Here is a 22580-nt window from a genome sequence, read left to right on the forward strand (position 1 = left end):
GGCGATCTTGTAGGGGTCTGCTTGGCATTGGTCGTGCGTGCTCAGTAATAATTGTCCTATGAGCGACAACGCGAAAGACAAGAAGAAGGATTTCCGCATCCGTCCATTCACTGCGGCGGACTACCCGCAAATGCGCGAAATCTACGAGCAGGGCCTCAACACCGGCCACGCTACCTACGAGACCCGGTCGCTGACCTTCGAGGAGTTTAAGAACGTCAAGATCATGTCGTCAGTCTTCGTTGCGGTGGAGGCGGACGATGACTCGAAGGTTCTCGGCTGGGTCTGCGCTGCGCAAGCGTCTACCCGCACCGTGTTCCACGGCGTGGTGGAGGATTCCATTTACCTGAGCAAAGAGGCCCAGGGCCGCGGTATTGGCGGCGCCTTGTTGGATCAGCTCATCGAGGTATGCCGTGACCTGCACAAGTGGGCCATCCACTCATGGATCTTCCCGGAGAACGAAGGTTCTGCCGGGCTGCACAAGTCCCGCGGCTTCGTCAAGGTGGGCACCTACTCCCACATGGCAAAGATGACCTACGGCGAGCTCGCCGGCCAGTGGCGCGATACCGATGTATACGAGTTGCTTCTGCCTAAGCCGGAGGAAAAGAAGGCAGCAGCCAACGAGAAGAGGAAGTAATTATCTCACTTTTCTAATATCAGGGCAGGAGTGGGGATAGAATAGAACCTGTTCTCATCCACTCTCTATCGAAGGCGAATCATGTCTTTCCGCACCTCTGTGCTTGCCCTTTCTACCGCCGTAGTCGTGTCGACCGGTGCTTTTGTAGCGCCCGTTGCCACGGCTGCTGAGTTTCCACCTGCTGGCTCCGTTCCTGTAGCAGAGCTCAACGTTAACTATCCCGATGGCGCTCTGGCATATGTCTTTGCCGAGCCGGTCATGCAATCCGACATTGACTTGGTTACCCGCCAAGTTCGTCAGCTGCGCGGCAAGGCTTGGGATGCGAATCTTCCCTTCGACGGTGCAACGCTGCAGCAGGCAGCTGCCGCTGCGGGCTATCACACCCGTGAAGAGTATATGAATGCGATTTCTTGGGATCGTGGCCTTGAGCACGCGGTTTTGCAGCGCGCTGCGGAGGAGAATTTGGATTTCAACCACGAGCGGCTCCCTGGGGTAGGGGCCTTTGGGGTCATCGATAATCTGTTGGCCGGAGAAAATCTCACCACGGCAGACATGCCGGGCGCTATTGCATCGTGGTCGACGGATAGCAACCAAGGCTCCAGTGAGTGGGAACAGCTTGTTCGTGCAAACGGACAAAGGAATCCACAGAATGGCCACTTCTACTCGATCATTGATCCCGTTCACGTAACTTTTGCTCAGGCACAGGTAGGAAAGGTCACCGCAGGCTTCTTCTCCAATCGCGATATGCCGGGTGAACCCGCTCGCATCACCGGCCGCCACGCATTCCCCATCGCTGTGCCGGAAAGTGCAGTCAATGATGCCGAACTGATGACGACTGGAGGCACCTCGGTGGGAAGCCAAGGCAGCCTGGGCTTGAGCATCGATGGATTCTGGGGAGCGAAGCTAGGGGTGCCGGTGGCGTCGCCAAGCTCAAGCGATCCTGAGGTTCTTAAAGTCAACGAGGACGGTACCTACGAGGCTAAGTCGGAGGGAACCGTGACCGTCACCTTTAACACCTATGTGGTGCGCAATGGTCAGCCCCAGTTGTCGGACAACCAAGTCACCAAGATCGTGCAGGTGACCAAGAAGTCTCTTGCTGGAAACCTAAGCTCCGGTGGTGCGGATGCTGGAACCATCGTGGGCATCATTGCAGGCGTGCTTGCGCTCATTGGCGTAGCTGCCCAGGTGGCTCGCCAGTTGGGAATTCTGCGTTAAATACTCTGGTATGAAAAATCCTCGCTACGTCATTGTTCGTAGCGAGGATTTCTTGTTGTTGAGCGGGGACCGACGTCCTAGTCGATGGTCTCCTTGAGGTGCTCCTCCCGCACCGGCAGGATGAGCAGGAGAGCGATGATAGCCATCGGGACCATGAGCAGGATGACCGGGGTGAGGCCGTCGTTGTAGGCGTTGAGGATGACGTCGCGGATGGGGTCCGGAAGCTGTGCCACCATCGACGGGGTCAGGCTAGAGGAACCGCCGCCCTCAGCGCTGAACTTTTCTGCAAAGGGCGCGCCAGCCTTGCCCATGGAAGCAATGGCGGCAGGCATGTTGGCTGCCAACTCATCCTTCATGTTGTGGATGAACAGCGAACCCACCAAGGAGGCACCCATGGCGGAACCGATCTGGCGGAAGAAGTTGTTGGCCGCCGTTGCGGTGCCCACCAGTGCCACGGGGAAGGAGTTCTGAACGATGAGAACGAGCACCTGCATGACGAAGCCGAGGCCGATGCCGAAGACGAGGAACTCAGCGCCAAGTTGAGTCAGGGAGGTATCCACAGTCAGCTTCGACATCCAGAACAGCGCGCCTGCCGTAATGGCGAGACCGATGATGGGGTAGCGCTTGTAGTGGCCAGTTCGGGCGATGATGAATCCCACTGTGGTAGATGTGCCGATCATGCCGAGCATCATCGGGATCATCATGAGGCCCGCCTTGGTCGGCGTCAGTGTATGCACCATCTGCAGGTAGGTCGGCATGTAGCCCAGCACGCCGAACATAGCCAGCCCCAGCACCATGCCGGCGGCCGTCGTGAGCACCATGTTGCGGTTCTTAAACAGCAGAACTGGGATCAGAGGCTCCTTGGCCCGCTTCTCGACGAAGACCGTGATGACAGCACCGATCACAACGATGACGGCCAAGGTGAGAATGACGGGATCCGACCACTCATACTGGGTGCCGCCCCAGGTGGTCATGAGGATGAGCGAGGCGGTCGTGATGGCAATGAACGTGGCGCCCAAGGCATCAAACTTGCGCAAGTCAGTATCACCAACGCGCAGGTGCAGAACGAGCACACAAACGGTCATGGCGAGAAGACCGAGGGGGATATTCATCCACAGGCCCCAGCGCCAGCCGGGACCATCAGTGAACCAGCCACCGAGGACTGGGCCGAGGACGGAGGACAAGCCGAAAACGCCGCCCATGATGCCCATGAACTTGCCGCGCTCACGAGCCGTGGTGACCTCAGCAATGATGGACTGGGAGGAAATCATCATGAATCCAGCGCCGAAGCCCTGAATCGCGCGGCCGATGATGAGCAGGTTCATAGAGTTGGCGAAGCCGCCCACGGCGGAACCGATGACGAAGGTGGCAATGCCGCCGATGTAGAGCCACTTGCGGCCCATCATGTCACCGAGCTTGCCGGAGATGGGCATAGCGATGGTCATGGTGACCAGGAAGGCGGAGATAACCCAGCTCATGTGGTCGACGCCGCCGAGCTCGCCGACGATGGTGGGCAGGGCGGAAGCGAAGATCATCTGCCCCAGGGAGCTCATCAACATGGTGAGCACGAGGGCAGAGAAGACGAGGGCAAGGTTGTTTTCCGGCTTGCCGTTGTCAGCGTGGGACGCCGACGGTTTCGCGGTAGCTACCATGAAAGTCCTTTCGAATAGTTGTTGATGAGCATGAGTGCGGAATCAAAGCGCTGCTCAAAGGGGATGTCGCAGCTGAAGTCTGGGGAGGTGGTGGCCAACCAGAAAGCCTCACGGATGGTGACAGCAATGAGGAGTGCCTCCGTGTGCGGGGAGACATCCGGCATGGTCTTTAACGCTGGCTCCTTCTCCAGCCGCTGGGTGAGTAGCTCAAGGACTTCGTTGGACTTGGCACGCTTTCTACTTAAGGACGCCGCCGCTGCGTCCGCATCGCGGGAGATACGGCGGCGTCGCTCAGCAATCTCCCTGTTGGCGTGCTGTCCAATGAGGTGTTCCTTGATGAGGTCTACGGCCAGCTTGAAGAGGTTCTCCGTGGGGGTTTCGAGCAAATAGCTCTTCTGCTCCTGGGAAAATTCTTGGCTGGGGTTGCCCAGAACAGCTGAGTCCTTGGAATCGAAATAATTAAAGAAAGTACGCCGGGAAATACCGGCCTTCTCACAAATCTCCTCCACCGTGACTGCAGCAAAGCCGTGCTCGTCTACCAAGAGGGTGGCAGCATCCTCTATACGTAGGCGAGTTTTTAGGCGTTTTTGCTCGCGTAATGACAATTCTTCTTGCACAGAGTGCAATCCTACACTCGGTGCAAGTTTGCACCAAGTGCAATGCTGGTGATTCTCATGATGGCGGGACGATCTTTATGGCGCAGCGCACAGGAAAGGAGATAAGAACAGCAACCCCATCCTTCGCGTCCACCGGCAGCGTGGGCTGTGGCTGGTTAAGGCTCGCCGTGAGCGCGAAGGGCGCGAAGTGATGGCTAGGAAAGAAACTCTCAAGCCTAAAACTGCCCTAGTTGACGAAGTTATTGCCAGATCTTGAGGCGGAGGCTATAACTTTGGCAGGACGGGCAGTTTGGCTACCCCGACCCTGCTGTTGGCCCAGCGGGGTGGACGGGAAAACGGCGAAGCCGCCCTCCCGAAGGAGGGCGGCGGCGTGGGCGAAAGCGAGCTTAGAAGTTGTCGCGGTCGCGGTTGGTCATGGTGAGAACGTTGAGGCGCTCATCGAGCTCCTCCTCGGTGAGGTTCTCGCCGTCGACGAAGCCGAGGTCGATGACTGCCTCGCGGACGGTGATCTTCTCGTTCAGCGCGTGCTTAGCTGCCTTGGCGGCGTTCTCGTAGCCGATCTTGGAGTTCAGCGGAGTCACGATGGAGGTGGAGGACTCCGCAAACTTCTTCATGCGCTCCTCGTTGGCCTCGATGCCGTCGATGCACTTCTCGGCGAAGACGCGGGAGACATTTGCCAGCAGGCGGGAGGACTCGAGGACGTTGCGGGCCATCATCGGGATGTAGACGTTGAGCTCGAAGTGGCCGTTGGAGCCGCCGAAAGCAACAGCGGCGTCGTTACCGATGACCTGGCTGACCACCATGGTGGCGGCCTCGCTCAGAACTGGGTTGACCTTACCCGGCATGATGGAGGAGCCCGGCTGCAGATCCGGGAGGTGGATCTCCGCAAGTCCGGTCAGCGGGCCGGAGCCCATCATACGAATGTCGTTGGCAATCTTGTTGAGGGAGATAGCCACGGTGCGCATGGCGCCGGAGAACTCGACGAGGGCATCGCGGGCAGCCTGGGCCTCGAAGTGGTTCTTGGCCTCGGAGAGCTGGTCAATGCCGGTGAGCTTCTTGAGCTCCTCGGTGACCTTGCCGCCAAACTCAGCGTCGGTGTTCAGGCCGGTACCGGTAGCGGTGCCGCCGATAGCCAGTTCACCCAAGCGTGGCAGGGTGGCCTCAACGCGCTCGATGCCAAGCTCGATCTGGCGAGCGTAGCCGCCGAACTCCTGGCCCAGGGTGATCGGGGTGGCGTCCATCAGGTGGGTACGGCCGGACTTAACTACATCAGCGAATTCCTTGGCCTTGGCCAGCAGGGAATCGTGCAGGACCTTAAGGCCCGGGATGAGGTCATTGACGGCAGCCTCAGTTGCCGCAACGTGGGTTGCGGTGGGGAAGGTGTCGTTGGAGGACTGGCCCATGTTCACGTGGTCATTCGGGTGGATCTCCACGCCATTGTTGTGGGCGATGGAGGCGATGACCTCGTTGGTGTTCATGTTGGAAGAGGTACCAGAGCCGGTCTGGAAGACGTCGATCGGGAAGGCATCGTTGTGCTTGCCCTCTGCGATCTCGGTGGCGGCGGCGATGATGGCGTCAGCCTTCTCCGCATCCAGCTTGCCGGAGTCCTTGTTTACCTGGGCGCAGGCAGCCTTGAGGAGGCCGAGTGCGCGGATCTGAGCATCTTCGAGGCCGCGGCCGGAGATCGGGAAGTTCTCCACGGCGCGCTGGGTCTGGGCACGCCACAGGGCGTCGACCGGAACCTTTACCTCGCCCATGGTGTCGTGTTCAATGCGGTATTCAGTCATGAATTCACCTTTTCTGTGAAATGAGTTTTGTTGGGTTCTTTATGTGTGCCGTGGCACGGCATTCATGGCCACCGTAGCACTCTTCCTGGGAAAGTGGACTAGCTTTCCTGATCGTGGGGGTTGGTGTAGTCCACCACGGAGTATTCCTGCAGCTTAGCCAGCTTATGGATGGAGTCGACGTAGCGGATGGTGCCGGACTTGGAGCGCATGACCAGCGAGCGGGTGGTGGCGCCGTTCGGGCGGTAGGAGACGCCACGGAGCATATCGCCGTTGGTCACGCCGGTAGCGGCGAAGTAGCAGTTCTCGGAAGAAACCAGATCGTTGGTGGTGAGGACGCGGTCGAGGTCGTGGCCAGCCTTGCGAGCCTTCTCTGCTTCCTCCTCATCCTTGGGCCACAGCTTGCCCTGGATTTCACCGCCCATGCACTTCATGGCGCAGGCGGTGATGATGCCCTCCGGGGTGCCGCCAATACCCATCATGATGTCAATGGAGTTGGTGTCCTGGCAGGTGGCGATGGCACCTGCGACGTCACCGTCCATGATGAGGCGGACCTTGGCGCCGGCTTCACGAATCTGACGGATCAGGTCATCGTGACGCGGACGGTCGAGCACGACGACGGTGAGGTCGGCCGGCTTGATGCCCTTTGCCTTGGCCACGGACTTCACGTTCCACTCGACCGACTCATTGAGGTCGATGGCACCGACTGCCTCGGGGCCAACAGCAATCTTCTTCATGTAGAAAACAGCGGACGGATCGTACATGGTTCCGCGCTCGGCAGCAGCAATGACGGAAATAGCGTTCGGGCGGCCCTCAGCCATGAGGCGGGTGCCGTCAACCGGGTCGACGGCGATGTCCATCTCGGCGCCCTGGCCGGTGCCGACCTTCTCGCCGTTGAACAGCATGGGGGCTTCATCCTTCTCACCCTCGCCGATGACGACGACGCCGTTCATCTCGACGGAGTTGATGAGCTTGCGCATAGCATCCACCGCGGCGCCGTCACCTTCATTCTTCTGCCCACGGCCAACCCAGCGACCCGAGGCGAGCGCTGCTGCCTCGGTGACGCGCACCAGCTCCATGGCTAGGTTGCGGTCGGGGATATAAGACGTGTTATCAGACATGTGTGATTAGTCCCTTTCTTTTCAGGTGGCTCGGCCCGGGGTGGGGGACAACCCGGAATACAAATTCTATTCTTCCACTTTTCCTGCCCACTCAAGCCCGAATGCCTCCCCCAGAAGAGGGGCGGGGGTGCACCACCTGCCGAAAAGGCAGGTGAGAGGGCGCTGTCGCGTGTGTCGGAGGCGTCGTGCCATACTGGGCGGGTGGCATCTGAAGATAAACCAAAGATTTTCGAGGACGCGCGTGATATCACCCTGACGGTGGGCATCATCCTCATCATGATGTTCCTGGCCGTCGGAGCAACGGGACTGTGCTCGATAAACCCGGAAAAGTCCGGGCCTGTGCAGAATGTGGATGCCGCTACCTTCCTGGAGATGGAAGCGCGCGGTAGCGGGGCGGTCATTCGTGAGCCTGTCATGCCGGAGGGCTGGCAGCCGACGGCCGCGCGGCGCAAGCAAGTGGGCAGCGAGTCCGGTGCCGTGGTGAGCTGGCTGACCGCGAATGAAGGATACGTTGAGTCGGCACAGACCCAGCTAGCGCTTGAGGATGTCCCCACCGCTTACGATTCCAACTATCGAGCCAACTCCGAGCGGCGTGAGGTAGCGGGTCAGGACGTGGAAATCCTGAGCAGCGACGACAAAGATGTTCGCCCCCTGTGGATCACGGACTTGGGCGATGCCCGCCTTATCCTTACCGGCTCTGCCTCCGACGCGGATTATGAGGCGGCTCTGACCGCATTCGTCGAGGCCGAGCCGCTCCAGATCGCTGAGGACGGCAGCGTCATCAGCGAGTAACTAGTCAGCGAAACGTCACGCTCTGCAGCGCGCCGTTCCATTCCACCTCGACCGCGTCGCCAGCAGCGCTGCGCAGGGTCTCGGGGTCGAGCCCGCTCAAGCGGGTCTTAGCAAGGTAGATATCCACCTTTTCGTGCTTGGACTTGCCGGGGAATAAAGAGACCTCGCTGAGTTTCCCTTCGGTGAAGCGCAAGACAATGGAGCCGGAAAAGTAGCTGATTTCTTCGCCGTTGTCGGTGTGCGGGGTGCCGAAGAATTCCTCGGCGAGCTGGCGCGGATCACCAAAGACCATGGCCCCTGCTCCGCCGGACTTGGAGACGAAGTCGACGCGATCTCCCGGGTAGCCGTAAATCTTCATTTAAACCTCTCCTGATTCCGTTTGTGCTTCTGCGTTGTCCGGGCTGTCCGCATTCTTGCGGAGGGCTTCCTCTACGCGCTTGGAAGCGCCGTCGAGGTGTGCCTCGCAGGCCTTGGCTAATGCCTCGCCGCGCTCCCAATATTTCAGAGACTCGTCCAAGCCCATCTGCCCGAGCTCGAGGATCTTCACGGTTTCGATAAGTTCATCGCGGGCCTGCTCATAGCTCAGCTCCTCGACGGGCGGGAAAGCGTCTTGGCCGGGCTGGCCGGCGCCAATCGTGTCAGTCATGAGGGATAATGCTTCTTTCTTACTGGTTCTGTATAAAGCGTTCTGTTTAATCCGCAGCCTGGGAGGCCATGGCGGCGGCGGTAATCGAGCCATCACCCACACGGATGCGCAGTTGCGAACCCGGGGGCGATTGCGTGTAGCTCGTGACGACCTCCGGCCCGCTGCCATCGCGCGGAAAGACCTGCACAATGGCATAACCGCGCTCGAGAGTGGCCGAGGGACCCAAGGCGGAGACCCGCGCACGCAACGAGGCTACCTGGTTGCTTTCGCGGTCCAGCTGATGAGTAATGACTCGCCGGATCGACGCAACGTGGCGTTCGAGTTCCTCGCGGCGCGCGGTGATCGGCACCATGGGGTCTGCGAGGACTGGGCGGGAGCGAATGCTCTCGAGCCCGCGGCGCTCCCGTTCCACCCAGCCGCGCAGCGCAGCCGCCATGCGGGAACGAGCTTCGGAAATCACGGCGTATTCCTCGGCCGCAGAGGGCACGACGCGCTTGGCCGCGTCGGTGGGGGTGGCGGCGCGGAGATCGGCGACGTCGTCAAGCACCGGGTGGTCCGGCTCGTGGCCGATGGCGGAGACAACCGGGGTGCGGGCGGCGGCCACAGCGCGCAGGAGGGCCTCCTCGGAGAAGGGGAGTAGGTCCTCCACCGACCCGCCGCCGCGGGCGATGATGATGACATCGACCTCTGGGTTGGCATCGAGGGTCTGCAGCGCGTCAATGACCTGGGTGACTGCCGTGGCTCCCTGCACCGCTGTGTTGATGACCTCGAACTGGACTGCCGGCCAGCGGTCTTGTGCCACCGAGAGGACATCGCGCTCAGCGTGGGAGCCACGGCCGGTGATGAGTCCGATTTTCTTTGGCAGGTAGGGAAGCGGCAGTTTGCGGGAAGGATCGCACAGGCCCTCCTGGCGTAGGCGCTGGCGCAGCATCTCTACTCGGGCGAGGAGATCGCCGATGCCGACGTGACGAATCTCAGTAACCCACAGGGAGAAGCTACCGCGCCCGGCGTAGAAGGCGGGCTTGCCGTAGACCACGACGCGGTCGCCGTCCTTGAGCGGCGAGGGAGCATTCCGGATGAGCGACGTGTTGCAGGTCAGCTGGACAGATTTTTCCTGTTCCACGTCACGCAGGGTGATGTAGGACAGTTTCCACGTCGGCTTCATGTTCAGCTGGGTGATCTGGCCCTCCACCCAGAGGAAGCCGAGGCGCTCGATCCAGCCTTTGACTTGGTCATTGACCTTGCCGACGGGCCACGGTGCCTCCGCGGAATTGGCCGGTTGGTTCACGCGCAGTCCTTTCTCTTGAGTGGTCTGTGCTTCGGGGCGTGTTCCGTCTAGTGTATGGGGCGCGCCGGACATCGGGTGTCACCGGTCACCTGCGGCGGGCGGGAATCGGCGGGAACTACAGTATGTGAGCAACTTTAGATACTCTGGTTGGCATGACTGAAACTGCAAAGAAGGTGCTCCTCGCGGCTCCCCGCGGCTACTGCGCCGGCGTGGACCGCGCTGTTGAGACAGTGGAAAAGGCGCTGGAAAAGTATGGCGCTCCCATCTACGTGCGCAAGCAAATCGTGCACAACCGCTTCGTCGTTGAATCCCTGGCCAAGCGTGGCGTCATCTTTGTGGAAGAGGCCTCCGAGGCCCCCGAAGGTGCTCACCTGGTATTTTCTGCGCACGGCATCGCGCCGAGCGTGCGCAAAGAGGCCGAAGAGCGCAAGCAGCTAACGCTAGACGCCACGTGCCCGCTGGTGACCAAGGTGCACAAGGAAGCCCAGCGTTTTGAGCGCGATGGCTACCAGATTCTGCTGATCGGCCACGAAGGTCACGAAGAGGTCGAAGGTACTGCCGGCGAGGCCCCAGACGTCACCCACCTGGTGGATGGTTTGGAGGGCGTCGACAAGCTGCCGGACTTCCTACACGAGGAAAAGCTCATCTGGCTGTCCCAGACCACGTTGTCGGTGGATGAGACCATTCAGATCGTCAACAAGCTGCGCGAGCGCTTCCCGCACTTGGAAAACCCGCCGTCAGACGATATTTGCTACGCCACGCAGAACCGTCAGGAGTCGGTCAAGGCCATCGCCCCGAAGTGTGATCTCATGATCGTTGTCGGCTCCCAGAACTCCTCCAACTCCAAGCGCCTGGTCGAGGTTGCCCTGGAGGCAGGTTCGAAGACTTCTTATCTGGTGGATTTCGCCTCAGAGATCGATGAGGCCTGGCTTGAAGGCGTGAACACCGTTGGCGTCACGTGTGGTGCCTCCGTGCCTGAGCTGCTGGTGCGTGAAGTGCTCGAATACCTGGATGAGCGTGGCTACAGCGACGTTGAGCAGGTGACCACCTCCACGGAGACCATCACGTTCTCGCTGCCGCGCGATCTGCGCCCGGCACGTACTGCGCGCTAGTCCTCGTCGTAGAGGTTTTCCTCGAGCGGCTGGGGGGACCGCTGGGGGCGCCGCGCATTCTCCGCTGCTTCAGCGGCGGCGCGGCGGAAATCCTCCTGCACGTCGGTCTCGGGGGACGCTTGGCGGAGCTGGGCGCGCTCTTCGGCCTGCAGGCGGCGGCGTTCCTCACGGTTGCGCTCCCGTACCCGCCCAGAGCTCGTGTTCTCCCGGGCAATGAGCTCTGCCACGGAGAGCCGCTCAGAGCGGTTGCGGCGGTCGGAGGCAGCGTCGGCACGGCGCTTCTTTTGTGCTTCCGCTTCTCGGCTCTTCGCGTGGTTGTTGCTGCTCCATATACGCATGACCGCGAGCAGCGCACACGCCAAGACCGTGACGATGAGCACTGGGAAGTGCTGTATCAGTGGGAAGGCCGTGGTGAGAAGCGCGGTCTTGGAAAACGGAGAGGCGCCTTCCGGCAAGGCAGCCGTCGAGTTAATGAACCCGCCGCCTACGGTTCCTAGCGCGTAGAGCAGCGGCAGGGTGATCACCAACAAGTAGAGCCCGCGGATCTCCACCAACCAGGTGAGAGCGAGCGAGCCAAGTCCAAAGATCAGGGCGAACGGCAGGGCAACCTTGCCGAGCACACCTGAGACTGCCAAGGCCACAAGCGTCACGACGAGCGCGACGAGGAGCGCTCGGGTAAGCGGCATCCCACGGCGGGGAGGGCGGCGACGATTTTTGGCAACAGACACGACCAGAGAGCTTACCGGGATTGGTGACCAAAACGTTATTCATCGTGGGCGCGCCGCGGCCAAGAACCGACACTGCGCGGCTCCACCGGTAGGCGGTCAACGCGGGCGGGCACATCTAGTTCCTTGAGCCGCCGCGCGGTGACCCCGACGCGGGAGTCCAAGCTGGCCAAACTCGCGTTATAAGCCTCAACCGCGCGCTCGAGGCCGCGGCCGACCTTGTCATAGTGCTCGTTGAGGGTATTAAGGCGCGTGTAGAGCTCACGTCCCAAGCGCTGTACCTCGCGGGCTTTGTCGGAGATTTCTTCGTGCTGCCAGCTCACCGCCACGGTGCGCAGGAGGGCGAAGAGGGTGCTCGGCGTGGCGATGACGATGTTGCGCTCGAATGCGAACTCGAGCAGCTCGGCATCGATGGAGAGCGCGGCGTCGACGAAGGTATCCGCGGGAACGAAGAGGATCACAAACTGCGGCGTGGGGGAGAAAGCCTCGATATAGTCCTTAGAAGCCAGTGCTTGGACATGTGAGCGCATCAGGTGCGCGTGGCGCCGGAGATACCCTGCCCTTTCTTCCGGATCCTCAGTCTCCATGGCGTCGAGGTAGGCGCTGAGTGGAACCTTGGCGTCGACCACAATGCTGCGCCCACCCGCCAGGTGAACGACGAGGTCAGGGCGGACTACCGAACCGTTGATGCGAGCGCTGACTTGGGAGTCGAAGTCCACATGTTTGCGCATGCCGCCGAGCTCGACCACGCGTTCCAGCTGTACCTCACCCCAGCGCCCGCGGACGTTCGGCGAGCGCAGCGCGCCGACCAACTTGTCGGTGCGATCGGAGAGCCGAGTCGAGGTGCGCGTTACCGCTTGAACTTGGCTGCTGAGTGCTGCGAGTGAGGTCGCTCGATCTTCCTCTATTTCCTGGAGCTGTAGCCCTAGACGGTCCATGGCTTTCTCCAGCGGGGCGAGCTCTGCTTGGCGGCGCTGGGACTCTTGCAGGGCGCGGTGCTCCTCTGAGGGCTGGGCGGATTGCGCTGAATAAGCGCGGGCTAGCCAGCCCAATGCGGCTCCAATGATGAGGCCGAGGAATAGGAGCACTATGGGTAGGGAAGACGTCATGCCTGCCATCATGGCATGCGTCCCGGACATGAAGAATTAGTCTTTATCCTTTGATTGCAACATCTGTTCGAGAGTGCTAATTGCGCGCTTGATTCCCGCTCGTGCTCCTCCATCGCGTTCACTGAAATCCGCATCAACGTCGACATTCGCGTCGATCTTTTGGTCCAGAGGGCTCGTGCCGTTGTGGGTGACGTCTTCGGCTGCGCCTTCGGGTGCGGCGTGGTCGGGGATGGACAGCCACTGCTCGCGCTTGTGATCACCCTGTTGCTGCGTGTAGCGCCCGATGAGGAAACCAGCGACGGTCGAAAACTCCAAGTCCTCGGCAGTTCTTTCGCCCGATTGGAGCATCATCATGTCCTGGAAATAGCGGTAGACCACCGCGATGGTCGCTGCGGCCGGGACGGCGAGGAAACCGCCGATGAGGCCGAAGAGCGCGGAACCCACGGTCACGGAAATCAACACGATAACCGGGTGCAGGTTCATGGCCTTCGACTGCAGCCACGGGGACAGCACGTTGCCCTCGAGCTGTTGGACCAGCAGTACTAGGCCCAGCACGAGCAGTGCCTTGGTGAACCCCAAAGACACCAGCGCGATGGTCACGGATAGTGCGCCGGCCACGATCGCGCCGACAAAGGGGATGAATCCGGCGATGAACGTGATGATGGCAAGCGCCATCGCCAAAGGTACACCGATGAGTGCCAGGCCGAGGCCGATAAAGACAGCATCAACGGCGGAGACCACTGCTTGTGCCCGCACGAAACCGCCCAACGTGGACCACACGCGGGTCAGCAGCTCAGTGAGGTGCCAGCCGGTCCGGCGTCCCGTGGCCTGGCGCAGCCAGGGCAGGAAGTTGTGGCCGTCCTTAAGGAAGAAGAACGTCAGCACCACGATGATGAAGAGCGTGACCACGATGGAGGTCGCCGTGCCAATGCCCGTGAATACCGAGCCCGCGATGGACCCTGCTTGGCGCTGTAGCCACAGGGCGATTTCATCGATATAGCCGCCGATCTCATCCGCGTCGAGGTTGAGCGGAGGGCCCTGTGCCCATAGCTGCAAACGTTGAATACCTTCGACAGTCTGCAGATATAGCGTCTGGGACTGCCGCGCGAAGTCCGGTGCGATGAACATAAAGAGAGTGCCCACCGCAGTAAAAGACACCAGAATGGTCACTGCCGCAGCGAGGGCTGACGGCAGTCCCTTGCGCCGCATGGCACCGGCAATGGGAGCAAGCACAGTGCAAATAATCAGCGCAATGAGAACGGGCAGGATGCCGCGCCAGAAGTTGCCCAGCATGCGGAAGGAGGCATAAAGGAATATCCCAATGATGGTCAGGCGCAGTGCCCACAGCGATGTGGACTTGATGACCTCGCCGACCACCACAGAACGATCCACCTGGTTGCCGGGAGGGTGCGGAGAGACAGCCTTCAGCGAAGCAGCATCGACGGAGTCATCGAAACGCCCGCCGAGCGCTGCCTCCGCGGCGGCGAACTCAGAGGAAGAGGCGTTGGGGGATGGCTGATCAGAACTCACCCCACCATCTTGCCTCAAAAGATCCGGGGTGCGTTAGGATTGGCCCCGTGAGTCTTACACTTGGAATCGTCGGCCTGCCCAACGTGGGCAAGTCCACTTTGTTTAATGCCCTGACCCGTTCCGACATCTTGGCGGCGAACTACCCGTTCGCCACGATTGAGCCCAATGTCGGCCTCGTTGAGCTTCCCGATTCCCGCCTTAACCGCCTTGCGGAAATCTTCAGCTCCGAGCGCATCCTCCCGGCCACCGTGTCCTTCGTGGATATCGCCGGCATTGTGGAAGGCGCTTCCAAGGGTGAAGGTATGGGTAACGCCTTCCTTGCCAACATTCGTGAGGCTGATGCCATCTGCCAGGTGGTGCGTGCCTTTGCTGATGAAAACGTCATCCACGTCGACGGTGAAGTCAACCCGGCACACGACATTTCTGTCATCAATACGGAGCTCATCCTCGCGGACCTGCAGACCATCGAGAAGGCCTTGCCGCGCTTGGAAAAGGAAGCCCGCAAGAACAAGGATTTGGCCGAGACCGTGGAAGAGACCAAGAAGGCCCAGGCCATCTTGGAAGATGACCGCACCCTCTTCGCTGCTTCCAAGAGCGACGAGATCGACCTATCCCTCCTGCGCGAGCTGCACCTCATGACCGCGAAGCCCTTCCTTTATGTCTTCAACTCGGATGAGGCCGTGCTTACCGATGACGCCAAGAAGGAGGAGCTGCGCCAGCTCGTCGCCCCTGCGGAATGCGTCTTCCTCGATGCCCAGACCGAAACCGACCTCCTTGAGCTCGATGAGGCGGAGGCACTGGAACTGCTCGAGTCGGTGGGCCAGGAGGAGCCTGGCTTGGCGACGTTGGCCAAGGCCGGCTTCGCCACCCTCGGCCTGCAGACCTACCTGACCGCAGGCCCGAAGGAAGCTCGCGCGTGGACCATCAAGCAGGGCTCCGCAGCACCGCAGGCCGCGGGTGTAATTCACACCGACTTTGAGAAGAAGTTCATCAAGGCCGAGATCGTCTCCTTCGATGACCTGGACGCCGCTGGCTCCATGGCGGAAGCCCGCAATGCTGGCAAGGTGCGCCAGGAGGGCAAGGAGTACATCATGCAGGACGGCGACGTCTGCGATTTCAAGATCGGCGGCTAACTCGTGCGCTCATAGCGCGTAGGCTGTGGGCATGAGTATCGCCCACATCCTCGAACGCGCAGCAGAGGCCACGCAGTGGCAGGAGTCCCTTTACAAGGATCTGCACCAGCATCCTGAGCTCAGCATGGAGGAGGAGCGCACCCGCGGTGTTATCGCGGATAAGCTCCAGGAATTTCCAGGAGTTGAGGTGCTGGAATTCGGCGGGGGAGTCGTCGGCATCCTTCGCAACGGCGAAGGCTCGACCGTCTTGGAGCGCGCCGATTTCGACGGCCTGCCCATTACAGAGGACACCGGCCTGGACTACTCCGCTACGGGTGAGGCAATGCACGCCTGTGGGCACGATGCCCACGTGACCGGGTTGCTCGGCGCCACTGAGGCACTGGCCAAGGCAACCGATTCGTGGTCCGGTACCTTCATCGCCCTTTTCCAGCCGGGCGAGGAAACCGCCGAGGGCGCGCAGTCCATGGTGGACGCGGGACTCACCGAAAAAGTCCCCACGCCTGATGTGGCCTTTGGCCAGCACATCTTCATTGATAAGGATGCCCCCGCTGGCAGCGTACTCATCGCGCCCGGCCCGGTCTTGTCCACGGCGACCTCACTCACCGTCACCGTCTATGGTCACGGTTCTCATGGCTCGATGCCGCACCTCAGCGTTGATCCGGTGGTGCTCGCCAGCTCCATCGTGCTGCGGCTGCAAACAGTTGTCTCCCGTGAAGTCGATCCGCACCACTTCGCCGTATTGACCGTTGGCGCACTGCAGGCGGGTTCGAAGGCCAATATCATTCCGGATTCGGCGACCTTACGCATCAACATCCGTGCCTATGACGAAGACGTCCGGGCTCAGATCGTCGAGGCGATTCACCGCATTGTTAAGGCGGAGTGCTGGGCAGCGATGTCCCCGCGCGAGCCGGAGTTTGTGCAGAGTGATAATTACCCCCTCACCGTCAACGATGACGACGTGACCGACAAGGTGCGCGCGCAGCTTATCGACGTCCTTGGTAGCGACAACGTCCTCGACATGGAGCCGTGGACCGCCTCGGAGGATTTCTCTCGTATCCCCGATGCCTTCGGCGCTCCCTATTGTTTCTGGGGCTTCGGCGGGCGTACCGACGGTGCGTCAATCCCCAACCACAACCCGCGCTTTGCTCCGGAGCTGCAGCCGACTCTTACCACGGCGACGCAGGCTCTCATCGCCGCGGCCTACGCCTACCTGGAAAATTAATCTTCCATCGCCGATTGCAGCACAGAGAGCACCGTGCGCCGTGCCGCGGAATCATCGAGGTGGGAATCCACCAGCGTCACGAGTGCTTCAAGCACCAGCAGAAAAGCAACGCGCGAGGCATCCTGCAGCTCTGCACGAAATGTCCCATCCGGGGAGGGGATGACCAGTGTGTAGGAGGCGAGCTCCGCCAAGGGCGAGGAGGTAAACGAGGTCAGCGCGATGAGCTTCGCGCCCGCCTCGAAGGCTGCTGTCGCGGCTTTGAGCGTGAGCGTGGTCGACCCTGAACCGGAAACGACGAGGCACACGCACTCTGCGTCTAGTTGCGTCGCCGCGATGTGCTGGCCCATGGCCTCCGCCACGAACTCGGCTGGGCGCCCGATGCTTGTGAGGCGCAGCGCCATGGTCTGCGCCAAGGGAGCAGAGAGGCCATTGCCCACGAGGAGAACACGCTTGGCCTGCGCTACTGCCTCCACTGTCGCGGCTAGCTCATCCTCGTTGAGCAGGACAGTAAGCCCATGCAGGTAGTTGCTGAAGGAGGCAATCTCGGCACTCATGCGGCCGACGTGGGTGGAATCGGCACCCGCCGGCGGGGTGGGGCGCTGCGCAATCTCCTGCGTGAGCGCCACACGCAACTGCTGGTACCCGTCGTAGCCCAGCGCTTTCGCGGTGCGGATGACGGAGGTACGGGACGTGCCTACCTTGGCCGCCAGCTGGTCCGCAGTGGCGTGCAGGACGAAGTCCATGTCTTCGAGGATTGCCTGGGCCACGCGTTGTTCGATGGGCTGCAGGCTCGGCATGCGCGTGGTGATGTGCGCGGAGAGTGGGGCGGAATCAGTCATAGGGCTAACTATCAGGTGAATTTGGCAGCCACGATGCGGCGGCGGATAGCGCCGGAGATGGCGTCGATGGACATGGTGATGACGATGACCACGATGAGCAGGACGCCGACGACGTCCCACTGGCGGTACTGCGTATAGCCGGTGAGCATGTCACCGATGCCTCCCACGCCGATGAGGCCGAGGACCGCGGAGGTGCGCACGTTGATCTCAAAACGGTAGAGCGCGAGCGAAGCCAGCTCCGGTTGGACAATGGGCCAGGTTCCCCAGCGCACCATTTCTGCCAGGCTGCCGCCGGCTGCCTTGACTGCTTCGGCTGGGCCAGTCGGCGCGGTTTCAATGGCCTCATAGGTCCACTTCGCATGCGTACCGATGCCGCCGATGGCCAGAGCCAGCGCGCCCGTAAACGGGGTCAACCCGGTGACGGTGAGGATAATGATGGCGATGATGATCTCCGGTACCGCGCGGATGATGGCAAAGAGCGCACGCAGTGGCAGACACACCCAGCCCGGGGAGACCGTATTGGCAGCCAGGACACCGAGGATGGTGGAGAGGAACACGCCGAGCAGCGCGCCGATCCAGGCCATGGCCACGGAGCGCCAGGTCTGCAGGAGGGCCTCACCCAGCTTGGACCAGTCCGGGTTGGAGAACATGAGCACGAGGTAGTGCCAGATGTTCGAGGGCAAATCTTTAAGAGCCGTCAGATCAACGCGAATGTAGCCAAAGGACAGCGCCAAGATCATAAGGATTCCGGCCCACGCAGCGAAGACTCCCCAGCTGCGGGAGCGGGAGGGAAGTACATGTGCAGTGCTCATCGCAGCCTCTTTCGCAGGTTGACGGACACGATCTCCAGAGCGATGACCACGACGAGCAGCTCGAGCACGATGGCGGAGAGCGCGTCATAGCGGTAGAAACCACGGACTTCGTCGATAAGCAGGCCAATGCCACCAGCGCCCACGAGGCCGAGGACCGCGGAGATGCGGACGTTGAGCTCGAGGGAGTAGATCACCTGGCTGGCAAAGACCGGCCAGGTCTGCGGCAGGGCAGTAACCCGGTTGATCTGGGTTTGCGTGCCGCCGGCGGCGCGGCCGGCCTCCATGTAAGAATCATCCGCGGAGTCGATGGCTTCGGAGACGAGCTTGACCACGATGCCGACGTCGAAGAGCACCAGCGTGATGATGCCGGGCAGGGCACCGACGCCGAGCATGGCCACGAGGATGGTGGCGTAGACCAAGTCGGGCACCGCGCGGACAACGTTGACGATGCCGCGCACTAGCGAGCGCCACGGTGTCGATGGGTTGGTGGGCCGCGCCGCCCACAGGGATAGGGGCAGAGCGATGACCGCAGAGATGGCGGCACCGACGACGGCCATGGCGAGGGTTTCAAGCATCGGCTCCCACGTGCGCGGGAGGATGGACCAGTCGGGGCTGAACATCAGGGCCAAGCGGTCGGCGCCGTTGCGCCAGTTGCGAGCGATCTGCCCAAAGTCGATCTCGATTCCGCCCCAGGCGGGGACGCAGGTGGCGATGGTGAGCGCGAGAAAAGCAGCCAGCCCGCCAAGGATGCCGGGCCAGTTGCGCTGCCGTGGGGGAAGTACCGCCGTCATGCCCGGCTCTCCTGACTTCCCAGCTGGTCTTCCTCGCGGATGCGCCGGCCGTAGATGGCTTCGAAATCCTCCACGGTGGAGCCTGCGGCGGGCCCATCGAAAACTATCTTGCCGTGGCGAATGCCGATGATGCGTGTGGCGTAGTCTTGCGCCAGATCCACCAGGTGCAAGTTCACCAGGGTGGTCAGGTCCCGCTCGGTATTGATGCGGCGCAGATCCTTCATCACGGAGTGGGCAGTGGGCGGGTCGAGGGAGGCGACGGGTTCATCGGCCAGCATGATCGCCGGCTTCTGGGACAGGGCGCGAGCGATGGCCACGCGCTGCTTCTGGCCGCCCGATAAGGCGCCGGCCTTATTCCACGCCTTGTCGAGGATCCCTACGGAGTCGAGGGCCTCGGCGATGATTGCTTTGTCCTCGGCGGTAGAGATTCCCAACAGGGTGCGCCAGCTGGGATTGTGAGAAAAGCGCCCGACGAGGACATTGGAGAAGACGCTCGCGCGGTCCGCCAGGTTGAACTCCTGGAAGATCATGCCGATGCGGCCGCGCAGCTTCCGCAGCTGCGCTCCCTTCGCCGCAGAAATCTCGTGGTCGCCGACGAAAATCTTGCCGGATGTCGGTTGCACGAGGCCGTTGATGCTGCGGATGAACGTGGATTTGCCAGAGCCGGACAGGCCGACGATGGCGACGAATTCGCCGGGAGCGATGTCCACGGAGACGTCGTCAAGCGCCAGCGTTCCGTTGGGGTAGCGCACCGAGACATTCTCGAACCGAATGCCCCACGCTTTCTCCTCCGTCATGGGGAACCTTTCTGAGTGGGAACTGGGCAGTGGAGGAGCGCGGACCTACTGTGCGAAGCGCTCGTTGACCTTGCGCGCCATGTCAATGGATTCCTTCTTAGCCGGAACCCAGTCGGTGATGTCGAAGATGGCGGACATGGTGTCCGGGTCAACCTCGGAGAAGCCATCCATGAGGTCGGTGATTTCCTTGCGGCGCTCTTCTGGGACATCGTCCGAAATGACGACGCCGCCGTTGGGGTACATCTCGGTGTACCCGAAGACGACGAGCTTCTCAGCCAAGTCAGGAGCCTCGGACGAGTCGATGGTGGAGCGTGCGTCCCAGAAGCTAAAGCCCACCTCAGCGTCGCCGTTGTAGACGGCCATGATGGAAGCATCGTTGGAGGTTACCGGGACCTTCTTGAGGCTATCGACGTCGATACCCTGGGACTCCATCGCCATGACGGGCAGCTGGTAGCCGGCCGGGGAGGTAGCACCGAGCATAGCGACAGTGGTCTTACCATCGATCTTCTTCAGCGCCTCGAGGCCTTTCGGGCCCTGGCCCTTGTTCTCGTCTGCGGTGGCGGTGCCGTTGCAGTAGAGGTACTCGGCGCCGCTGGCAGCGTAGGTGGACTTGACTGGCTCGTCTTCGCAGTACTTGTCGGGGTTGTTGGTGACGAACTGGCCGGCGTAGGAATCCGCGCCGAAGCGCTCGTCCTGCAGCACAGCGTGGGCGTCGTACATGTCTTCAGCGGAGGCCAGCTGTGCGGCGGAGGCGATGGCGATGTCAGCCTGGCCGGAGCCGATGGCCTCGACGGCGGCCTGGTAATCCTTGGTCACGACACCCTCAACCTCCACGCCGAGCTCCTCAGAGAGGTAATCGGTCAGCGGCTTGGCGGTGGTGACGAGATCGTTGACCTTCTCGTTTGGGATGAGCGCGAGGGTGAGCTTGTCATCGGATCCCTTGGCAGAATCGGAACCGTTATCGGAGTCGGAAGAGCAGGCGGTGAGGGAGAGGGACAAGGTAAGTGCGGTGGCGGCAAGAGCGGTGAAACGGCGCATAATGAATGTCTTTCTGTGCGTGTGGGTTAAAGAGCGGAGGTCAGTTCGGGAAAGATGTCGGTGACGCGGGTGACGCGCCACGTCGGGTCAGCCTCAGGGGAGGTTGCGAAGGGGGAGTCAACGAGCACGGTGCGTCCGCCTACGGCGGCCACGGGTGCGAGGTCGAACTCCCAAATATCGCCGAAGGCGATGAGGTGAGTCGGATCCGTGTCGGCGAGATCGGTGTTCAGGATGCGGGTCAGTCCTTCGGGTTTGCCCACCCTGGTGTAGACGGTGTCGAAGGACCTGTCGAGGCCCAGTGTGTGAAGGGCAGCGCTAAGACCAATCTCTGGAGAGTTCGTCGCCAGAATGGCGCTGCCGGGGTAGGAGGCAAGGAATTCGGCAAGCCCCTCAGGGGCGGTGATGCCGGTGTCGGCGAGGTTCTCCCGGGAAGCCATATATGCCTCCTGGCAGGTCTCTTCCGGCACGTCGAGTTCGGCGGCGAGAGTGCGGACGAGGTGGTAGCCGTCGCGTGCTGAGCCGACGTTATCGGAGTTCAGCAGCGCTTCGGCGTCTTGAGCAATGGATGGGTGCCCGGCTTTCTCTGCAATGAGGCGCGCATAGGCCAGAACGGGGCCGTGGCCAAGGCTGACGGTCCCATCAAAATCGAAGAGAAGGACTGGGCGAGTTATGTCTGTGGACATAAAGTACAAACTAACGACGGTTTATGTACTTCGCGACCGCACGCGGTAAACATTCAGTGAACAGTGCGTGCACATCCGGCTTTGGTACTCTAAGGGGCTGTAGAAATCTCTTCTCGAAGGCCGACATTATGTCTCTTCCCACCGAGCAGTTGCTGCTCGAACGCTTTATGAAGCTCTCCATTGCTACTGCAGTGGCCACGATCGCGCTCAAGATTGTCGCTGCTGCGGTGACGGGATCGGTGGGCTTTCTTTCTGACGCCCTCGAATCTGGTGTGAACCTCGTCGCCGCCGTTGTAGGTTTTGTGGCTATTAAGATTGCGGCAAAGCCGGCGGACGCAAACCACCAGTTCGGCCACGGCAAGGCCGAATATGTTTCTGCGTTGGTGGAGGGTGCAATGATCTTCGTCGCTGCGGCGATGATTATCTACACGGCCATTCGCCGGCTTCTGGATCCGCAGCCACTGGAGCAGCCAGGGCTCGGACTCTTACTATCGCTCGTGGCATCCCTGCTGAACCTGGGCGTCGGTTTTCTGCTTGTGCGCGCGGGTAAACAACACCGTTCGGCCACCTTGCAGGCGGATGGAAAGCACTTGCTTACCGACGTCTGGACCTCCGTCGGCGTCATCGTCGGTATTGGGGCAGTGACGTTGACAGGCTGGCTGTGGCTGGACCCCATCATCGCGTTTGCCGTGGGCCTCAATATTTTGTGGACTGGCTACAAGTTGCTCAAAGAATCGTTGAGCTCCCTGTTGTCGGAGTCCTTGCCGAAGAAAGAACACGGGCAGCTGGATGCGCTTCTCAATGAGCTGGAGGACCACCACCAGGTCTCCTTTACCTCGCGCCGCACAGTGGCAGCGGGTCGCCAGCGCCTTGTCTATCTCACCATGGACGTACCCGGCGAGTGGACGGTGCTGCACTCGCACACCATCGCCGACCGCATCGAAGACGCCATTGACGAGCTTTTCCCTGGCGCCGAGGTATTCATCCACGTTGAACCTGCCGGCACGGTTCATCGCCGCATTTTGCGAATGCCGTAACGC

Annotated in this window: 23 protein-coding genes; 7 read left to right on the forward strand and 16 right to left on the reverse strand. The window is 61.2% G+C overall.

Features of this window, described 5'->3' with window-relative positions; translation table 11 throughout:
* Nucleotides 1-58: 58 nt before the first annotated feature.
* Together HMPREF3056_RS12480 and HMPREF3056_RS12485 are read left to right on the forward strand one after the other, a co-directional pair.
* Complete coding sequence (locus tag HMPREF3056_RS12480) at nt 59-634, forward strand: GNAT family N-acetyltransferase (RefSeq protein WP_046648337.1); 576 nt, start codon at nt 59-61, stop codon at nt 632-634.
* An 81-nt stretch (nt 635-715) separates the two neighbouring features.
* Nucleotides 716-1849: a hypothetical protein gene (locus HMPREF3056_RS12485; protein ID WP_070754974.1), complete on the forward strand. Its 1134-nt coding sequence runs from the start codon at nt 716-718 to the stop codon at nt 1847-1849.
* A gap of 77 nt (nt 1850-1926) precedes the next feature.
* Here the strand turns inward: HMPREF3056_RS12485 and HMPREF3056_RS12490 are convergent, their stop codons facing one another.
* From HMPREF3056_RS12490 to glpX, 4 genes are all read right to left on the reverse strand, one after another.
* A complete protein-coding gene (locus HMPREF3056_RS12490; RefSeq protein ID WP_046648338.1) occupies nt 1927-3501 on the reverse strand; it encodes an MDR family MFS transporter in 1575 nt (524 codons plus the stop codon).
* On the reverse strand, nt 3495-4118 hold the full coding sequence (locus HMPREF3056_RS12495) for a TetR/AcrR family transcriptional regulator (protein WP_070701636.1): 624 nt from the start codon (nt 4116-4118) through the stop codon (nt 3495-3497). Before HMPREF3056_RS12495 ends, HMPREF3056_RS12490 begins: the two co-directional genes overlap by 7 nt.
* Nucleotides 4119-4504: 386 nt before the next feature.
* Nucleotides 4505-5905 (reverse strand): class II fumarate hydratase, encoded by a 1401-nt coding sequence (locus tag HMPREF3056_RS12500; RefSeq protein WP_046648340.1) that lies wholly within the window; start codon nt 5903-5905, stop codon nt 4505-4507.
* 98 nt (nt 5906-6003) lie between these two features.
* Nucleotides 6004-7023: a class II fructose-bisphosphatase gene (gene glpX / locus HMPREF3056_RS12505; RefSeq protein WP_070754975.1), complete on the reverse strand. Its 1020-nt coding sequence runs from the start codon at nt 7021-7023 to the stop codon at nt 6004-6006.
* A gap of 201 nt (nt 7024-7224) precedes the next feature.
* On the opposite strand from glpX, the gene HMPREF3056_RS12510 reads away from it, so the two are divergent.
* A complete protein-coding gene (locus HMPREF3056_RS12510; protein WP_070546569.1) occupies nt 7225-7815 on the forward strand; it encodes a DUF4245 domain-containing protein in 591 nt (196 codons plus the stop codon).
* Between the two features lie 4 nt (nt 7816-7819).
* Here the strand turns inward: HMPREF3056_RS12510 and HMPREF3056_RS12515 are convergent, their stop codons facing one another.
* Genes HMPREF3056_RS12515 through xseA form a run of 3 tightly spaced genes read right to left on the reverse strand, consistent with a single transcriptional unit; the run spans nt 7820 to nt 9749 of the window.
* On the reverse strand, nt 7820-8173 hold the full coding sequence (locus tag HMPREF3056_RS12515) for a hypothetical protein (protein WP_070754976.1): 354 nt from the start codon (nt 8171-8173) through the stop codon (nt 7820-7822).
* Nucleotides 8174-8461 carry an exodeoxyribonuclease VII small subunit gene (locus HMPREF3056_RS12520; protein WP_070546567.1) on the reverse strand — a complete coding sequence of 96 codons (288 nt, stop codon included), beginning with the start codon at nt 8459-8461 and terminating at the stop codon, nt 8174-8176.
* Between the two features lie 46 nt (nt 8462-8507).
* Nucleotides 8508-9749: an exodeoxyribonuclease VII large subunit gene (gene xseA / locus HMPREF3056_RS12525; protein ID WP_046648344.1), complete on the reverse strand. Its 1242-nt coding sequence runs from the start codon at nt 9747-9749 to the stop codon at nt 8508-8510.
* 152 nt (nt 9750-9901) lie between these two features.
* Here xseA and HMPREF3056_RS12530 point away from each other — a divergent pair, with 152 nt between their 5' ends.
* Nucleotides 9902-10861, forward strand: coding sequence for a 4-hydroxy-3-methylbut-2-enyl diphosphate reductase (locus HMPREF3056_RS12530; protein WP_070754977.1), 960 nt, complete (start codon nt 9902-9904; stop codon nt 10859-10861).
* Here the strand turns inward: HMPREF3056_RS12530 and HMPREF3056_RS12535 are convergent.
* The 3 genes from HMPREF3056_RS12535 to HMPREF3056_RS12545 are packed head-to-tail and all read right to left on the reverse strand — an operon-like array spanning nt 10858 to nt 14225.
* Nucleotides 10858-11589, reverse strand: a complete 732-nt coding sequence (locus tag HMPREF3056_RS12535) for a DUF6542 domain-containing protein (protein ID WP_246818591.1) — start codon at nt 11587-11589, stop codon at nt 10858-10860. The genes HMPREF3056_RS12530 and HMPREF3056_RS12535 overlap by 4 nt on opposite strands.
* A 35-nt stretch (nt 11590-11624) precedes the next feature.
* Nucleotides 11625-12725, reverse strand: coding sequence for a DNA recombination protein RmuC (locus HMPREF3056_RS12540; RefSeq protein WP_371441531.1), 1101 nt, complete (start codon nt 12723-12725; stop codon nt 11625-11627).
* A gap of 6 nt (nt 12726-12731) precedes the next feature.
* Nucleotides 12732-14225, reverse strand: a complete 1494-nt coding sequence (locus HMPREF3056_RS12545; protein ID WP_070730933.1) for an AI-2E family transporter — start codon at nt 14223-14225, stop codon at nt 12732-12734.
* Between the two features lie 47 nt (nt 14226-14272).
* Between HMPREF3056_RS12545 and ychF the strand changes: the two genes are divergently transcribed.
* Together ychF and HMPREF3056_RS12555 are read left to right on the forward strand one after the other, a co-directional pair.
* Complete coding sequence (gene ychF / locus HMPREF3056_RS12550; protein ID WP_070646340.1) at nt 14273-15358, forward strand: redox-regulated ATPase YchF; 1086 nt, start codon at nt 14273-14275, stop codon at nt 15356-15358.
* A gap of 31 nt (nt 15359-15389) precedes the next feature.
* Complete coding sequence (locus HMPREF3056_RS12555) at nt 15390-16580, forward strand: amidohydrolase (RefSeq protein WP_070754978.1); 1191 nt, start codon at nt 15390-15392, stop codon at nt 16578-16580.
* Here HMPREF3056_RS12555 and HMPREF3056_RS12560 read toward each other — a convergent pair.
* Genes HMPREF3056_RS12560 through HMPREF3056_RS12585 form a run of 6 tightly spaced genes read right to left on the reverse strand, consistent with a single transcriptional unit; the run spans nt 16577 to nt 21540 of the window.
* Nucleotides 16577-17419 carry a MurR/RpiR family transcriptional regulator gene (locus tag HMPREF3056_RS12560; RefSeq protein ID WP_049155479.1) on the reverse strand — a complete coding sequence of 281 codons (843 nt, stop codon included), beginning with the start codon at nt 17417-17419 and terminating at the stop codon, nt 16577-16579. The two genes, HMPREF3056_RS12555 and HMPREF3056_RS12560, sit on opposite strands and share 4 nt — an antisense overlap.
* Before the next feature lie 11 nt (nt 17420-17430).
* Nucleotides 17431-18231, reverse strand: coding sequence for a phosphonate ABC transporter, permease protein PhnE (gene phnE, locus HMPREF3056_RS12565; RefSeq protein WP_046649250.1), 801 nt, complete (start codon nt 18229-18231; stop codon nt 17431-17433).
* Entirely contained in the window at nt 18228-19022 is a 795-nt protein-coding gene (phnE, locus tag HMPREF3056_RS12570; RefSeq protein ID WP_046649249.1) for a phosphonate ABC transporter, permease protein PhnE, read from the reverse strand. Before phnE (HMPREF3056_RS12570) ends, phnE (HMPREF3056_RS12565) begins: the two co-directional genes overlap by 4 nt.
* Complete coding sequence (gene phnC / locus HMPREF3056_RS12575; protein WP_049155476.1) at nt 19019-19819, reverse strand: phosphonate ABC transporter ATP-binding protein; 801 nt, start codon at nt 19817-19819, stop codon at nt 19019-19021. The genes phnE (HMPREF3056_RS12570) and phnC overlap by 4 nt, the downstream gene beginning before the upstream one ends.
* A 45-nt stretch (nt 19820-19864) precedes the next feature.
* Entirely contained in the window at nt 19865-20857 is a 993-nt protein-coding gene (locus HMPREF3056_RS12580; protein WP_070510246.1) for a phosphate/phosphite/phosphonate ABC transporter substrate-binding protein, read from the reverse strand.
* A gap of 26 nt (nt 20858-20883) precedes the next feature.
* On the reverse strand, nt 20884-21540 hold the full coding sequence (locus HMPREF3056_RS12585; RefSeq protein ID WP_070510242.1) for an HAD family hydrolase: 657 nt from the start codon (nt 21538-21540) through the stop codon (nt 20884-20886).
* Nucleotides 21541-21668: 128 nt separating this feature from the next.
* Between HMPREF3056_RS12585 and HMPREF3056_RS12590 the strand changes: the two genes are divergently transcribed.
* Complete coding sequence (locus tag HMPREF3056_RS12590) at nt 21669-22577, forward strand: cation diffusion facilitator family transporter (RefSeq protein ID WP_232751602.1); 909 nt, start codon at nt 21669-21671, stop codon at nt 22575-22577.
* Nucleotides 22578-22580: the final 3 nt, after the last annotated feature.

Origin of the sequence: Corynebacterium sp. HMSC056F09 (genome assembly GCF_001815785.1) — a bacterium.
GTDB classification, from domain to species: Bacteria; Actinomycetota; Actinomycetes; order Mycobacteriales; family Mycobacteriaceae; genus Corynebacterium; species Corynebacterium hiratae.

What these genes read in the sequence shown, in the direction of transcription:
- HMPREF3056_RS12520 (WP_070546567.1), bottom strand. Translation starts at nt 8,461, where the DNA reads ATGACTGACACGATTGGCGCCGGCCAGCCCGGCCAAGACGCTTTCCCG.
- glpX (WP_070754975.1), bottom strand. Translation starts at nt 7,023, where the DNA reads ATGTCTGATAACACGTCTTATATCCCCGACCGCAACCTAGCCATGGAG.
- phnC (WP_049155476.1), bottom strand. Translation starts at nt 19,819, where the DNA reads ATGACGGAGGAGAAAGCGTGGGGCATTCGGTTCGAGAATGTCTCGGTG.
- HMPREF3056_RS12485 (WP_070754974.1), top strand. Translation starts at nt 716, where the DNA reads ATGTCTTTCCGCACCTCTGTGCTTGCCCTTTCTACCGCCGTAGTCGTG.
- HMPREF3056_RS12560 (WP_049155479.1), bottom strand. Translation starts at nt 17,419, where the DNA reads ATGACTGATTCCGCCCCACTCTCCGCGCACATCACCACGCGCATGCCG.
- HMPREF3056_RS12580 (WP_070510246.1), bottom strand. Translation starts at nt 20,857, where the DNA reads ATGCGCCGTTTCACCGCTCTTGCCGCCACCGCACTTACCTTGTCCCTC.
- HMPREF3056_RS12480 (WP_046648337.1), top strand. Translation starts at nt 59, where the DNA reads ATGAGCGACAACGCGAAAGACAAGAAGAAGGATTTCCGCATCCGTCCA.
- HMPREF3056_RS12530 (WP_070754977.1), top strand. Translation starts at nt 9,902, where the DNA reads ATGACTGAAACTGCAAAGAAGGTGCTCCTCGCGGCTCCCCGCGGCTAC.
- HMPREF3056_RS12500 (WP_046648340.1), bottom strand. Translation starts at nt 5,905, where the DNA reads ATGACTGAATACCGCATTGAACACGACACCATGGGCGAGGTAAAGGTT.
- phnE (WP_046649249.1), bottom strand. Translation starts at nt 19,022, where the DNA reads ATGACGGCGGTACTTCCCCCACGGCAGCGCAACTGGCCCGGCATCCTT.
- phnE (WP_046649250.1), bottom strand. Translation starts at nt 18,231, where the DNA reads ATGAGCACTGCACATGTACTTCCCTCCCGCTCCCGCAGCTGGGGAGTC.
- HMPREF3056_RS12590 (WP_232751602.1), top strand. Translation starts at nt 21,669, where the DNA reads ATGTCTCTTCCCACCGAGCAGTTGCTGCTCGAACGCTTTATGAAGCTC.
- HMPREF3056_RS12555 (WP_070754978.1), top strand. Translation starts at nt 15,390, where the DNA reads ATGAGTATCGCCCACATCCTCGAACGCGCAGCAGAGGCCACGCAGTGG.
- HMPREF3056_RS12490 (WP_046648338.1), bottom strand. Translation starts at nt 3,501, where the DNA reads ATGGTAGCTACCGCGAAACCGTCGGCGTCCCACGCTGACAACGGCAAG.
- HMPREF3056_RS12540 (WP_371441531.1), bottom strand. Translation starts at nt 12,725, where the DNA reads ATGTCCGGGACGCATGCCATGATGGCAGGCATGACGTCTTCCCTACCC.
- HMPREF3056_RS12515 (WP_070754976.1), bottom strand. Translation starts at nt 8,173, where the DNA reads ATGAAGATTTACGGCTACCCGGGAGATCGCGTCGACTTCGTCTCCAAG.
- HMPREF3056_RS12585 (WP_070510242.1), bottom strand. Translation starts at nt 21,540, where the DNA reads ATGTCCACAGACATAACTCGCCCAGTCCTTCTCTTCGATTTTGATGGG.